A 13,381-nucleotide genomic window follows, 5' to 3' on the forward strand; every position below is an offset into this window, starting at 1 on the left:
CTTGACCGTTAGCGACGCTGAAGCTGGTCGAGCATGCCACCGCTTTCGAAGTGCGTCTCCATGATGTCGTCCCAGCTGCCGAACACGTCGTCGACGTTGAAGAGCTCGGTTTCCGGGAAGTCATCGGCAAACTCTTCCAGTACGGTTTCATCGTGTACCCGGTAGTTGAAGCCGGCGAGCGTACGCTGTGCCTCTTCGGTGTACAGGTACTCGAGGTAGCCTTCGGCCAGGTCTTCATTGCCGTTACGCTCGGCGTTTTCGGACACGACGGCGACCGGGAACTCGGCCAGCACGCTCATCGGCGGTACGATGACTTCGTAGTCGTCGCTGCCGTATTCGCGGCGAATATTGTTCACCTCGGACTCGAAGCTGATCAGCACGTCACCGATGCCGCGCTCGATGAAGCTGGTGGTCGCACCCCGGCCGCCGGTGTCGAACACCGCGACGTTGGCGAGCAGCGTGCGCATGAAATCCTGAATCTGCTCTTCGTCGCCGTCGAACTCACGGTCGGCAAAGCCCCAGGCCGCCAGGTAAGTGTAGCGCGCGTTACCCGAGGTTTTCGGGTTGGGGAATACCAGCTCGACGTCTTCTTGTACCAGATCGTCCCAGCTCTCGATGCCCTTGGGGTTGTCCTTGCGCACCAAAAAAGCGGTGGTGGAGTAGTAGGGCGAGGCGTTGTTCTCGAGTGCGTCCTGCCAATCCTCGTCGACCAGGCCCGCCTCGGCGAGTACGTCGACATCGGTCACCTGGTTGAACGTCACGACATCGGCGCGCAGGCCCTGCATGATGGCCCGTGCCTGGGCGGAAGAGCCGCCGTGGGACTGGCTGACGCTCACCTCTTCGTCGTGCTCCTCTTGCCACCACTCGACGAAGTCCGGGTTGATCGCCACGAACAGCTCCCGGGCGATATCATAAGAAGAGTTTAAAAGCTCGCGCTCTTGGGCCATGGCGGTGCCGGTAGCGCCGGCGGCGGCGCTACCCAGGGCAATGGCCAGCACGGTACGGCTAAAGGGCGCAGATAAAATAGAAGCTAAACGCATCGAATTTTCCTTGTTGAAAGTGGGCGATAGTTCGAACGTCCGGGGGATCATGCTTCAAAACGCTCAGAGCGTTCTTGCCATAGACGTTTTCGCGATAAGACAAGGTTAGTCCTTGATTTAAGGAATTACAATTGCGTTTAATATTCAATTAAGGAATATGAATGTTCCCGATCCCTTTGTAGCGCTTACCCCTGAGCTTTAGCACGCGCTCTGTTACCATATGCGCTTTATCCGGCGCCTCTTGAAGGCGCAAAGCCGCCTTGCTCAGGAGCGTTTCATGACCGCGTCCCAGGAATTTTTAATCGCCCCTTCGATTCTATCCGCCAACTTTGCCCGCCTGGGCGAAGAGGTCGACAACGTGCTGGCCTCCGGCGCGGATATCGTCCACTTCGACGTGATGGACAATCATTACGTGCCCAACCTCACCATCGGGCCAATGGTGTGCAAGGCGCTTCGCGCGCACGGCGTGACCGCGCCGATCGACGTTCATCTGATGGTCAAGCCGGTGGATCGCATGATCAGCGATTTCATCGACGCCGGGGCGAGTTACATCACCTTTCACCCCGAGGCGTCCGAGCATATCGACCGTTCGCTACAGCTGATTCGCGATGGCGGATGCAAGGCCGGGCTGGTCTTCAACCCGGCCACGCCGCTATCGCATCTGGATTACGTGATGGACAAGATCGACATGGTGCTGTTGATGAGCGTCAATCCGGGTTTTGGCGGGCAGTCGTTCATCCCCGGTACGCTCGAGAAGCTGCGTGAGGCCCGCGCGCGCATCGATGCCGCGGACCACCCTATCAAGCTGGAGGTGGACGGCGGCGTCAAGGTCGATAACATCGGCGAGATCGCCGCTGCCGGGGCGGATACCTTCGTGGCGGGCTCGGCGATCTTCAGCGCCCACCGCTCACAAGACACTCACGGCTACGACTCCGTCATCCAAGCGCTGCGCGGCCAACTGCCCGTGCGCTAAACTGCCCGTGCGCTAAAGAGGAGATTCGGGCTCAGTGAAGCTTCATTTTGGGCTTCAGGTAGCGGTTTAGCTTATCCACCACCCAGGTGAGTCCGGTTTTGGGTACGCCGTGAATCGATACCTGGTGCATGCGGTAGAGCGAGGCGTAGGCGTTGCGCGCCATCCAGCCTTCGAGGAACAGCCCGCGGGAGGCGCCGCCGCGCATCAGGTTACCGACCGCATCGTAGCGGGCAAGCGACACCAGCGAGCCGTTATCGCGGTATTTGAACGGCTTCAAGGGCTTGCCGGTCAATGCTCTGTCGAGGTTGTCCGCCAGTACGCCCGCCTGCTGGCGCACCGCCTGCGCCCTCGGGGGGACCGTAGAGTCGTCGCCCTGGGGGCAGCTTGCGCAGTCGCCCATGGCGAAAATACTCGCGTCGTCCACGCTCTGCATGGTCTGCTCGACGCACACCTGGTTTTTCTTGTTCACCGTCAGGCCAAGCTCGGTCAGAAAGTCCGGCGCCTTGATGCCCGCGGCCCAAACGTTGAGATCGGTTTCGATCACCTCGCCATCCTTGGTGACGAGCTGATACTCCTGGGCTTCTTCAATGGCGGTGTCCACGTGAATGTTCACACCCAGGGTTTCGAGCTCCTTGTGAACGGTCTGGCTGACCCGCTCGGATAGGGCGGGGAGCACCCGTGGGGCGGCTTCGATCAGATGGACGCTGATCTGATTGTCGTCCACGTGGGTCACATCATAGGCGTTGAGCAGGCGGGTGATATCCAAAAGCTCCGCGGCAAGTTCGACGCCGGTCGCGCCGCCGCCCACGATCCCCACGCTCAGTGTGGTGTTCTTTCTAAGCCGTGGGTCGGTATAGCGCAAGAACGTGTTGATCATGTCACGCTGAAACGCCTTGGCCTGGTCCGGCGAGTCGATGAAGTGGCAGTACTCGGCCACGCCCTTCGTGCCGAAATCGTTGGACACGCTGCCCAACGAGAGCACCAGGTAGTCGTAGGTGAGCGTGCGCTCGGGCAGCACCTCTTCGCCGTCTTCGTCCACGATGGGCGCGAGGTTGAGGGTTTTGCTTTCGCGGTCGAGCCCGGATAGCGAGCCGCGCTGGTAGCGGTAGCCATGGGCGCTGGAGTGGCCACGAAAGTCGACCTCATCCATGGTGGAGTTCAAAACACCGGTCGCCATCTCGTGCAAAAGGGGCTTCCATACGTGGGTGGCGTTGCGGTCCAGCAACACGATCTCGGCACGCTTTTTCTTGCCAAGCGTTCGTCCCATGCGCGTCGCCAGGGCCAGGCCCCCCGCGCCACCGCCGACAATCACAATCCTTGGTATGGCCATTGATGTCTCCTTGGCAAACGTATCCCTCGCAAACGGATCCCTTGCAAATTTGATGCGTGCAAACTCATTGCTAACCAGCTTGGCTCTAGCATAGAGGGTTCTGATGAATCTGACGAATGCCTGGCCGGCAACATCCGCCATTTTAAAGAGAAAAATCTTAACGTCGTTTGCTAAACGCGCCATCCTTGGGCCGGTACCATTCATCCTTTAACGAGCATCAGGGAAGTCGACCAATGCACGCGATTTTAACGGACAAACAGCTTATCGCCTTCGACCTGGACGGCACGTTGATCGATTCCGTGCCGGATCTTGCGGTGGGCGTACAAAAAGCCCTGGAAGAGGTGGGCGTGGCAGCGCCAGAAGAGGTGCAGGTGCGCGACTGGGTCGGCAACGGCGCTTTGGTGCTGATCGAACGCGCGCTCACCTGGGCGCTTGACGAGCCGCCGGAATCGACGCTTTTGCATACCGCTTTCAATGCCTTTATGCGCCATTACGGCAATGCGCCTTACGCGCACACCACGCTCTATGACGGCGCGTTCGAGGCGCTGACCGCGCTCAAAGAAGCCGGATTTGTACTGGTACTGATCACCAACAAGCCCGAGAGCTTCATCGCACCTATTTTGCGTCACTTCGGGCTCTTCGAGCATTTCGCACTCTGTATCGGCGGCGATACGCTGGCCGAAAAAAAGCCGCATCCGTTGCCGCTTCTACACGCCGCCAAAACCCTGGGCGTAAAGGCCGACGCCTGCGTGATGGTGGGGGACTCCAAACACGATATCGAGGCGGGAAAAGCGGCGGGCTTTACGAGCGTGGCACTGCCTTACGGCTATAACCACGGTGAGCCGATCGAGGCGAGCCGCCCGGATCTGTGTATCGAAACCCTTGCCGCCCTTATCGATTAGGGGGCTCTTAGGGGCGGGCGCCGCCCAGCGCCTTGTGAAGTAGCTCGGCGTTGTAGCCCAGCATCGCCGGATAGTTATAAGCCGGGCCGTCCGAATCGCCGAGCGTATCGACGTAGAGCGGGCCGGCCAACGCAATGTTGCTCTCGCGGGAAAGCGCATCCATGTGGATATAAGGCGTGGTGCTCTCGAAAAACAGCGCCGGCGGGCGGGTTTCGGCCAACCGCTCGCTCATCGCGGCCATATCGAAGGCGCTGCCTAGCCGTTCGTTGTTGCTTCCCCAGATAGCGGCGTACTCAAAACCGAACGCCCGGGCGAAATAGCCCATACCGGCTTCGCTGGTAAACAGCATCCGGTTGGTTTGCGGAATACCCTCCAAACGCTCGCGAATTCGCTCGCTCAACAGCGTAAGCGACTCCCGGGCCTTTTCGGCGCGGGCGCCGAACGCCGCCGTTTTCTCCGGATAGTGCTCGCTAAGCGTTCGCGCGATGACATCGACGTAGGCGATGGCGCCGGCCGGGTCCATCCACATGTGCGGGTCGACACTGCCTGCGTACTGGCCCGCCGGAATGGGGAGGCCCTCGAAATCGGCGCGCTCGGCCACCGCCTTCAGGCGAAGCCGCTGGTCGGCCATCGCCTCGACGTGCCGAAGCCAGGGCTCGAGACCGTAGCCGTTGTAAAAGACGATATCCGCCTCTTCGATCGCCAGTACGTTGGGCGGGGTCAGCTCCCAGCGATGCACGTCCTGGCCGGGAGGCACGATGGTTACGACGCTGATATCGTCGCCGGCGATACGGCGCACCAGATCGCCGATCACTGAAAACGAGGCAATCACCTTGAACGAGGGGGCGGCCTTGGCAGGCAGGGTCGTCAACAGTAGACCGGCCACCAGTAGGCACCCCAGGAGTGCTCGTTGCTTCATTACATGTATCCCTTGATAAAAAAACGGCCGATCATAGTGATTGCGCTAACGGGTTGCCAGTTCCTTTCGCGATGCTATCGATTTTCTTGACGTAAAAGGTCGGGCGGCGCGTGCCTTGATCGTGCCGCTGCCCCTGCACCCCGTCGCCCGGTTAGGGTATCATCGTTTTTAACCGATTGATTAGTGGGATGGGGTAAGCGTGGCGACAGCGCAGCACAAACAGCGTGTACTCATGATCGATAACTACGATAGCTTCACGTACAACATCGTTCAGTACCTGAGTGAGCTTAGCGCCGAGGTGATCACCTACCGCCACGACGCGATCAGCCTCGAGGCGATCCGCGCGCTTGCGCCGTCGCATCTGATGATTTCGCCAGGCCCTTGCACGCCCAACGAGGCGGGTATTTCGCTTGCGGCCATCGAGCACTTCGCCGGTGAGCTGCCGATTTTAGGGGTGTGTTTGGGCCATCAGGCGATTGGCCAGGCCTTCGGCGCACGTGTGGTGAGAGCGCCGCGCGTGATGCACGGCAAGACCTCGCGTATCGAGCATACCGGCCAGGGTGTTTTTCACGCGCTCGACTCGCCTTTGGAAGTGACCCGCTACCATTCGCTAGTAATCGAGCGCGAAAGCCTGCCCGACTGCTTCGAGGTGACGGCCTGGACGACGAAGGCGGACGAGACGCCGGGGCTGATCATGGGGTTTCGCCACAAGACCCTTGATCTCGAAGGGGTGCAGTTTCATCCTGAGTCGATTCTGACCCGCCAGGGCCACGCGCTCCTGGCCAACTTTTTACAGCGTACCTGATCGCTACACATTCACGTTTAGAGGCTTGTCTGCTCATGCAAATGCGAGACGCCATCAACGCGGTCATGCGCCGCGAAGATCTATCTTTTGACGCCATGCGCACGCTGATGCACCAGATCATGACCGGCGAAGCCTCGGACGCGCAGATCGGGGGCCTGCTGGTTGGGCTCTCCATGAAGGGGGAGAGCGCCACCGAGATCAGCGCCGCCGCCCAGGTGATGCGCGATTTGATGCGCCCGGTCACGCTCAGCGCCGAGAACGTGGTGGATATCGTCGGCACCGGCGGCGACGGGGCGAATCTTTTCAACGTGTCCACCGCCTCGAGCTTCGTGGCCGCCGCCGCTGGGGCGCACGTCGCCAAGCACGGCAACCGCAGCGTTTCGTCCTCTTCGGGGAGCGCGGACCTTTTCGATATCGCCGGCATCTATTTGGATTTGTCGCCGCAGCAGGTGGCGCGCTGTATCGAACAGGTCGGGGTGGGGTTCATGTTCGCGCCCAATCATCACCCGGCGATGCGCTACGCGATCGGCCCGCGCCGCGAAATGGGCGTGCGTACGCTGTTCAACATTCTGGGCCCTTTGACCAACCCCGCCAGCGCCCCCAACCAGGTGTTGGGCGTCTATGCGCCAGAGCTCGTTGCGCTAATGGCCGAGGCGCTCAGAAAACTGGGGAGTCGCCACGCCCTGGTGGTGCACTCCGAAGATGGCCTCGACGAGATCTCGCTGGCCGCGCCTACCCGGGTTGCCGAGCTAAAAGACGGCGCTATTCACGAGTACACGATCACCCCGGAAGAGCTCGGTATCGAGCGCCAAAGCCTGGCCTCTTTGAAAGCGGCCACCGCCGAGGATAGCCTGCGTTTGGTCAAGGCCGCCTTGGTGGGCGACGGCCCGGAGGCGGATATCGTCGCGCTCAACGCCGGGGCGGCGCTTTACTGCTCGGGTGTTGCGGATACCTTGAAAGAAGGGGTTATCGTTGCCCAGGACGCCCAGGCCTCCAAACTGCCGCTCGAAAAGCTCAAGGAGCTTTCACACTTCACCAGCGTGTTTAAAGGGTAATGTTATGAACCATCAGGCCACGCCGACCATTTTGACGCGTATTCTCGAGCGCAAGGACCAGGAAGTCGCCACGCGCCAAAAGGCGGTTTTAGAGGAGGATTTGCTCGCGCTTGCCGAAAAGCAGAGCGCGCCGCGCGGTTTTATCGACGCCCTGGACCGACGTATCGCGGCAGGCGAGGCGGCGGTGATCGCCGAGGTGAAAAAGGCCTCGCCCTCGCGCGGGGTCATACGCGAGGCGTTTGATCCCGCCGCGATCGCTCAAAGCTACGAAGCCGGTGGGGCGGCGTGTTTGTCGGTGCTGACCGACGCCGACTTCTTCCAGGGCCACGAGGACGACCTGATCGCGGCGCGTCAGGCCTGTACGCTTCCGGTGATCCGCAAGGACTTCATCACCCACGCCTACCAGGTCACCGAGGCCCGGGCGATCGGCGCGGACTGTATTTTGCTGATCGTGGCAGCCCTCGATGACGCGACGCTCAAGGCGCTACACCAAAAGGCCGGTGAGCTTGGCATGGACGTGCTGGTCGAGGTACACAGCGCCGAGGAGCTGACCCGCGCGCTGGCGCTGGATTTGAAGCTGGTGGGTATCAACAACCGTAACCTGCACACCTTCGAGACCGATCTCGATACGACGCTGACGCTTTTAGCGCGTGTGCCTCAGGGCGTCACGGTAATCACCGAGTCCGGTATTTTGGATCGGGCTCACGTAGCGAAAATGCGCGACAACAAGGTCAACGGCTTTCTGGTCGGCGAGGCCTTTATGCGTCAGGACGACCCGGGCCTCGCGCTTAACCAGCTTTTCTTTTAGTGCCCCGGGCCGTGTGGCCCGGCGCTTTTCAGGCAGTCTAAAAGCGCCTGCAGCGGGTGGGAAAGCGCTTGGCCCGAGTAGCGTTTGACCTGGCTGCGACACGAGTAGCCCGTCGCTAAAAGCCTGCCCGTGTTCTCCTCGGCCTCGACCTGGGGCTGCCAGGACTGGGCGTAGATGGTTTTGGAAATTTCGACGTTGCGGGTTTCGTGGCCGTAGGTGCCGGACATTCCGCAGCAGCCCGTCGCCATCAAATCGAGCTTTAACCCAAAGGCGGCGAATACCTGCTGCCAGGCTTTAGGGCTGCCCGGGGCGTTGGTCTTTTCGGTGCAGTGGGAAAGAAGCTTGAAGCCCGGGTCCTTCAGCGCGGCCTTGAAGGGGGCCAGGGTCTGGGTTTGAGTGGCGAGCCACTCCTGAAGCATCAATACCTGGGGCACGGCGTCCGGGCCCAGGGCTTTGACGTACTCCTGGCGGTAGGTCAGCGTCATCGCCGGGTCGATGCCGACGAAGGGAATGTCGAACTCCGCAAGGGCGCGCAGGCGTTTGGCCTGTTTCTCGGCGGTGCGCTCGAAGGCGCCCAGAAAGCCCTGCACCTGCAGGGGCTTACCGTTGGCGCTAAAAGGCAGTACGAACACGCGAACATCCAGCCGAGCCAGAAGCTCCACCACGTCCAGCACCAGATCCGCCTCCATGTGGGTCGTGAAGGCGTCCTGTACCAAAATGACGCTTTTCGTCCGCTGGCGTTCGGTCAATAGTGCCAGGGCGGTCGGCGTTGCTTTGGCCACCCCCCAGGCGCGAAGCTGCTTTTTCACGCTGGCCCGCGAAAGCGTCGGGGTGTCACTCATGCCGATGGCGCGGCGCATAAAGCTCTCCATCCAGGGCTTTTCGATCACCGCGTTATAAAGCGGTGCCATTTTGGCAAGCCAGGGCAGGGTGAACTCGGTGGCGCCGATCACGTAGTCGCGCACCGGGCGCAGGTAGCGGCCGTGGTAGACCTCGAGAAACTGCGAGCGGAACTGTGGCACGTTGACCTTCACCGGGCACTGCCCCGCGCAGGACTTGCACGCCAGGCACCCGGCCATGGCATCGTACACCTGGTGGGAGAAATCATGGTGCTGCTCGCGGCTGAACGTGTTGGCAACACGTTTGGGCAGGCTTTTGATAAAGCCCAAGCGCCCCTCGGCTTTTTTCTTGCGCGACTCTTCGACCACGTCGATACCGGCCCGGGACTGCAGGCGCAGCCACTCGCGTACCAGGCTCGCCCGGCCCTTGGGCGAGTGAATCCGGTCGCGGGTCGCCTTCCAGGAGGGGCACATCGGGTCATCGACATCGTAGTTGTAGCAGGCGCCGTTGCCGTTGCAGTACACGGCGGCGTCATACGCCTGCCAGGCACGCTCGTCGATGGTGCGATCGAGCTCTCCGCGAAGCGCCACGCCGTCGATGGCTAAAAGATCCGGGTCGCGGTCGACGGCGATCAGCGCGCTCTCTTTCAAGGGTGTGGCGATCTTGCCTGGGTTGAGCTGGTTGTGCGGGTCGAACGCGGCCTTGATCTTTTGCAGGCTAGGGTAGAGCTCGCCGAAGAATTTGGGCGAGTACTCCGAGCGCATTCCCTTGCCGTGTTCGCCCCAGAAAAGCCCGCCGTACTTTTGGGTCAACGCGGCGACCTCATCGGAAAGCTCGCGAATCAGCGCTTGCTGGGCCGGGTCTTTCATGTCCAGCGCCGGGCGTACGTGCAGCACGCCGGCGTCCACGTGGCCGAACATGCCGTAGTCGAGGCCGTGGGCGTCCAAAAGCGCGCGAAACTCGCCGATATAATCCGCCAGGTGCTCCGGTGGCACCGCGGTGTCCTCGACAAAAGGCAGCGGGCGCTTCTCGCCCTGGACGTTACCCAGTAGCCCCACCGAGCGTTTGCGCATGCCGTACACCGTGGCGGTCTGCGCGCGGCCCAGCGCCTGAGTGTAGCCCAGGCGGGTAACCGTCGCGTCACCGGCCAGGTGCTCGCAAAACGTCGCTACGCGCTCTTTAAGGCGCGTTTCATCGTCGTCGCTGAACTCGATCAGGTTGATGCCGCCAACCGGAGTATCGCTTTCGGGGAAGAACTCGGCCACGCTGTCCCAGACGAAATCTTCCATGGCGAGCTTCAGCACCGTGTCGTCGATGGTCTCGATCGAGGTGGGGCGGGCGGTGCTTGCCATCAACGCCTTGGCGTCGCGCAGCGCCTCCATGAAACCTGGGTAGCGCACGTTGACCAGGGTGGTGTGCCGGGGGATCGGCAGCACGTTGAGCACCGCTTCGCTCACGAAACCAAGCGAGCCTTCGCCGCCGCAGAGGAGGCTATTCAGGTTGAGCTGGCCCCGGGCATCGCGCAGGTGGGCCAGGTCATAGCCGGTCAGGCAGCGGTTGAGCGGGGGGAAGGTGGCGTCGATCAGTTCGCGCTGCCCGTCGATGATCTCGACGGCGGCGCGGTGAACGCGCCCCAGCACGCCGGGGTCTTGTAGGGCGTTTGCCTCGTCGTCGGCGCTTAGCGGCTGGCTATGCAAGTGCGCGCCGCCCAGCAATACGGTGTCGAGCTCCAGCACATGGTCGCGGGTTTTGCCGTAGACGCAGCTACCCTGGCCGCTGGCGTCGGTGGCGATCATACCGCCCAGGGTGGCCCGGTTGGAGGTCGAAAGCTCCGGCGCGAAGAAGAGCCCATGAGGCTTCAGCGCCGCGTTGAGCTGATCTTTCACGACGCCGGCTTGAACCCGCACTTGGCGGTTCTCCACATCGATATCGAGAATGCGATTCATATGGCGCGAGACATCCACCACCAGCCCATCGGTCAGCGATTGGCCGTTGGTGCCGGTGCCGCCGCCGCGCGGGGTCAAGGCGATATCCCGGTAGGGCATCTCGAAAGCGAGCTTGGCCAGGCGCTCCAGATCCTCGGCGTGCCTGGGGTACACCGCGGCCTGGGGCAGGCGCTGATAGATCGAGTTGTCCGTGGCCAGCACCGTGCGGTTGGCGTAGTCCGGGGTTATCTCGCCTTCGAAGCCCCGGGCGCGTAGCGCTTCCAGAAAGCGAAGGTAGGGCGCGGCGGGTTTGGCAAGCGGCGTCTTTCGCGAATCGAGCGATGCAATCATAGTGGGTCAAACCGTCACTGCGGAGCGGGTAAAAGAGGCGCTCTACTTTACCGCAGCTAGGGCGTGCCTGCATCTTCTACCCCGATGCGAATAGGGCTTGGGAATAGGGCTTGGGAATAGGGCCTGGGTCAGGTGGGCTACGAATTTCACGAATCCAGGTACGTCGCTACCTGCCACCCGCATTGCCCATAGCCCCCCGGGGCGCTTTTGCCTACAATAGGTGCCTTTGTCACCGGTGCTTTGCGCCGTGTTTAACTGATTGTTGCCAAGGAGTCCTCATGCTCGATCCGAAACTGCTGCGCGGAGATCTGGATGCGCTGGCGCAAAAGCTGGCCCGCCGGGGTTTTCAACTGGATAAAGAGGGGCTTCAGGCGCTGGAATCGCGCCGCCGCGAGCTGCAGACCCAGACCGAGCAGTTGCAAAACGAGCGTAATACCCGCTCCAAGGCGATCGGTAAGGCGAAGGCCAGCGGTGAGGACATCCAGCCGCTGCTGGACGAGGTGAGTGATCTTGGCGAGCGCCTGGAAAATGCCAAACAGGAACTTGCCAACGTACAGGCGCAGTGGGACGACGCGATCAGCGGTATTCCCAACGTGCCCCACGAAAGCGTCCCGGAAGGTAAAAACGAAGACGACAACGTCGAGCTTCACCGCTGGGGCACGCCGCGCACGTTCGATTTCGAAGTGCTCGATCATGTCGATCTGGGCAAGAAATCCGGCTATCTCGACTTTGACTTGGCATCGAAACTGACCGGCGCGCGCTTTGCGGTCATGCGCGGCCCCATCGCGCGCCTACACCGGGCGCTGGCGCAGTTCATGCTGGATACCCAGACCCTTAAGCACGGCTACGAAGAGTGCTACGTGCCCTATATGGTCAACCGCGACTCCCTCATGGGAACCGGGCAACTGCCGAAATTCGGCGAGGATTTGTTCAAGCTCGACGACGAGCGTGAATATCACCTGATTCCGACCTCGGAAGTGCCGTTGACCAACTTCGTGCGCGACGAGATCGTCGACCAGGCCGTGCTTCCCATGAAGCTAACCGCCCACACGCCGTGCTTTCGTAGTGAAGCGGGCTCCCACGGGCGCGATACCCGGGGCATGATCCGCCAGCATCAGTTCGACAAGGTCGAAATGGTCCAGATCGTCGACCCCGAAACGAGCTACGAAGCCCTCGATGAAATGCGCGGCCACGCCGAGGCGATTTTGCAGGCCCTCGAGTTACCGTACCGGGTGGTAACGCTGTGTACCGGGGATATGAGCGTTAGTGCGGCGAAAACCTATGACCTGGAAGTCTGGCTGCCCAGTCAGGAGACGTTCCGCGAGATCTCTTCGGTCTCCAATTGCGAAGATTTCCAGGCGCGGCGTATGCAGGCGCGTTTCAGAAAGCCGGATACGAAAAAGCCCCAGCTGCTGCATACCCTGAACGGTTCGGGATTGGCAGTGGGGCGCTGCCTGCTGGCGGTCATGGAGAATCACCAGCAGGCGGATGGCTCGGTGGTTATTCCTGAGCCGCTGCGTCCGTATCTGGGCGGTCTGGAGCGTCTTGCCCTGTAAGCGCCCATTCGACGCTCACACCGGCGTCGATGCGAATGATACCCGGGCGGTAGTCGGCACTACTTTCCTCGTTTGACTGGCTGTCCGCCTGCATGGCCATCATGCGTGGCTGAAATACCGGGGACTGGGTTTCGGCAATGTGCTGCACCTCGCCAAGTTCGGTCCCCAGCGTCTGGGCCATCAGCTCGGCTTTGCGCTGGGCTTTTTCCAACGCGCTCACCAGGGCTTCGTCGGTGGCGGCGTCGCGGTCCTGAAGGTCGAATTGAACGCCGTCGAGGGCGTTCACGCCGGCCTCCATCAGCGCCTCCAGTACGTCGTTGAGCTGGTCGAGGTCATCGAGCTCGACGTTGAAAGGGCGTTCGATACGGGTGCGTATCATCGGCGCCTCGCCGCTGTCGCTTTGGGGCTGGCTCATCTGCTCCTGGTAGACGTTCAAAGAGCCTGCGCTAATGGCGCGCTTATCAAGGCCTGCCTCTTCCATCGCCTCGATCAGTTGGCTTGCGCGCTCTTCAAGGCGCTGGCGGGCGTCTCTAAGCGCGCCGCTGTCGCTGTCTTCCAGAGACGAGACCGCCGGCGTGTTTTCCCAAAGACGCGCGGAGAGCGCTGCCTTGTCGGGCTCCACTTCTACAAAGGATTGGGCCTGGATGCTGAGCCCTGGCGCGGGCTGGACAGGCTGGGCGGCCATGGCGCTGGGGGCACACAGCAGTGCCGTAATGGCGGCGGCGCCAAGCAGCTGGTAACGAATCTTCATCAGCGAACGGGCGTAAGGGTTTAAAGTCATTGAACGGTTCCTTTTTAAAACGCTGGATGGAAGTAGCCAAGGGAAATGGCTAATGAACGCACCGGGTGGGCGGTCTTCTACGCGCTTTGTCGACGC

At 61.4% G+C, this 13,381-nt stretch carries 11 protein-coding genes; 6 read left to right on the forward strand and 5 right to left on the reverse strand.

Translation table 11 applies throughout. The features are described 5' to 3' along the window. Positions 1 to 8: 8 nt before the first annotated feature. Entirely contained in the window at positions 9 to 1,040 is a 1,032-nt protein-coding gene (gene cysP / locus ACWHRL_RS05620) for a thiosulfate ABC transporter substrate-binding protein CysP (protein ID WP_447895573.1), read from the reverse strand. A 277-nt stretch (positions 1,041 to 1,317) separates the two neighbouring features. Here cysP and rpe point away from each other — a divergent pair, with 277 nt between their 5' ends. Next, on the forward strand, positions 1,318 to 2,013 hold the full coding sequence (gene rpe / locus ACWHRL_RS05625) for a ribulose-phosphate 3-epimerase (protein ID WP_447895574.1): 696 nt from the start codon (positions 1,318 to 1,320) through the stop codon (positions 2,011 to 2,013). A gap of 31 nt (positions 2,014 to 2,044) precedes the next feature. Here rpe and ACWHRL_RS05630 read toward each other — a convergent pair whose 3' ends face one another. Next, positions 2,045 to 3,343 (reverse strand): NAD(P)/FAD-dependent oxidoreductase, encoded by a 1,299-nt coding sequence (locus ACWHRL_RS05630; protein ID WP_447895575.1) that lies wholly within the window; start codon positions 3,341 to 3,343, stop codon positions 2,045 to 2,047. Positions 3,344 to 3,576: 233 nt separating this feature from the next. Here ACWHRL_RS05630 and ACWHRL_RS05635 point away from each other — a divergent pair, with 233 nt between their 5' ends. Beyond that, a complete protein-coding gene (locus ACWHRL_RS05635; RefSeq protein ID WP_447895577.1) occupies positions 3,577 to 4,245 on the forward strand; it encodes a phosphoglycolate phosphatase in 669 nt (222 codons plus the stop codon). A gap of 7 nt (positions 4,246 to 4,252) precedes the next feature. On the opposite strand, the gene ACWHRL_RS05640 is transcribed toward ACWHRL_RS05635, so the two are convergent. Continuing rightward, complete coding sequence (locus ACWHRL_RS05640) at positions 4,253 to 5,164, reverse strand: metal ABC transporter solute-binding protein, Zn/Mn family (protein ID WP_447895578.1); 912 nt, start codon at positions 5,162 to 5,164, stop codon at positions 4,253 to 4,255. A 232-nt stretch (positions 5,165 to 5,396) separates the two neighbouring features. On the opposite strand from ACWHRL_RS05640, the gene ACWHRL_RS05645 reads away from it, so the two are divergent. The 3 genes from ACWHRL_RS05645 to trpC are packed head-to-tail and all read left to right on the forward strand — an operon-like array spanning position 5,397 to position 7,832. Next, the gene (locus tag ACWHRL_RS05645; protein WP_447895579.1) at positions 5,397 to 5,969 is read left to right on the forward strand and encodes an anthranilate synthase component II; all 573 of its coding nucleotides are present in this window, start codon (positions 5,397 to 5,399) and stop codon (positions 5,967 to 5,969) included. Positions 5,970 to 6,004: 35 nt separating this feature from the next. Continuing rightward, the gene (gene trpD, locus ACWHRL_RS05650; protein ID WP_447895580.1) at positions 6,005 to 7,024 is read left to right on the forward strand and encodes an anthranilate phosphoribosyltransferase; all 1,020 of its coding nucleotides are present in this window, start codon (positions 6,005 to 6,007) and stop codon (positions 7,022 to 7,024) included. A gap of 4 nt (positions 7,025 to 7,028) precedes the next feature. Further along, a complete protein-coding gene (gene trpC / locus ACWHRL_RS05655; RefSeq protein WP_447895581.1) occupies positions 7,029 to 7,832 on the forward strand; it encodes an indole-3-glycerol phosphate synthase TrpC in 804 nt (267 codons plus the stop codon). Here trpC and ydiJ read toward each other — a convergent pair. Further along, positions 7,829 to 10,948, reverse strand: coding sequence for a D-2-hydroxyglutarate dehydrogenase YdiJ (ydiJ, locus tag ACWHRL_RS05660; protein ID WP_447895582.1), 3,120 nt, complete (start codon positions 10,946 to 10,948; stop codon positions 7,829 to 7,831). The genes trpC and ydiJ overlap by 4 nt on opposite strands. A gap of 278 nt (positions 10,949 to 11,226) precedes the next feature. Here ydiJ and serS point away from each other — a divergent pair, with 278 nt between their 5' ends. Beyond that, positions 11,227 to 12,504 (forward strand): serine--tRNA ligase, encoded by a 1,278-nt coding sequence (gene serS / locus ACWHRL_RS05665; protein WP_447895583.1) that lies wholly within the window; start codon positions 11,227 to 11,229, stop codon positions 12,502 to 12,504. On the opposite strand, the gene ACWHRL_RS05670 is transcribed toward serS, so the two are convergent. Beyond that, positions 12,449 to 13,285, reverse strand: coding sequence for an SIMPL domain-containing protein (locus tag ACWHRL_RS05670; protein WP_447895584.1), 837 nt, complete (start codon positions 13,283 to 13,285; stop codon positions 12,449 to 12,451). The two genes, serS and ACWHRL_RS05670, sit on opposite strands and share 56 nt — an antisense overlap. Between the last annotated feature and the right edge of the window lie 96 nt (positions 13,286 to 13,381).

Source organism: Vreelandella sp. GE22, from assembly GCF_968212445.1.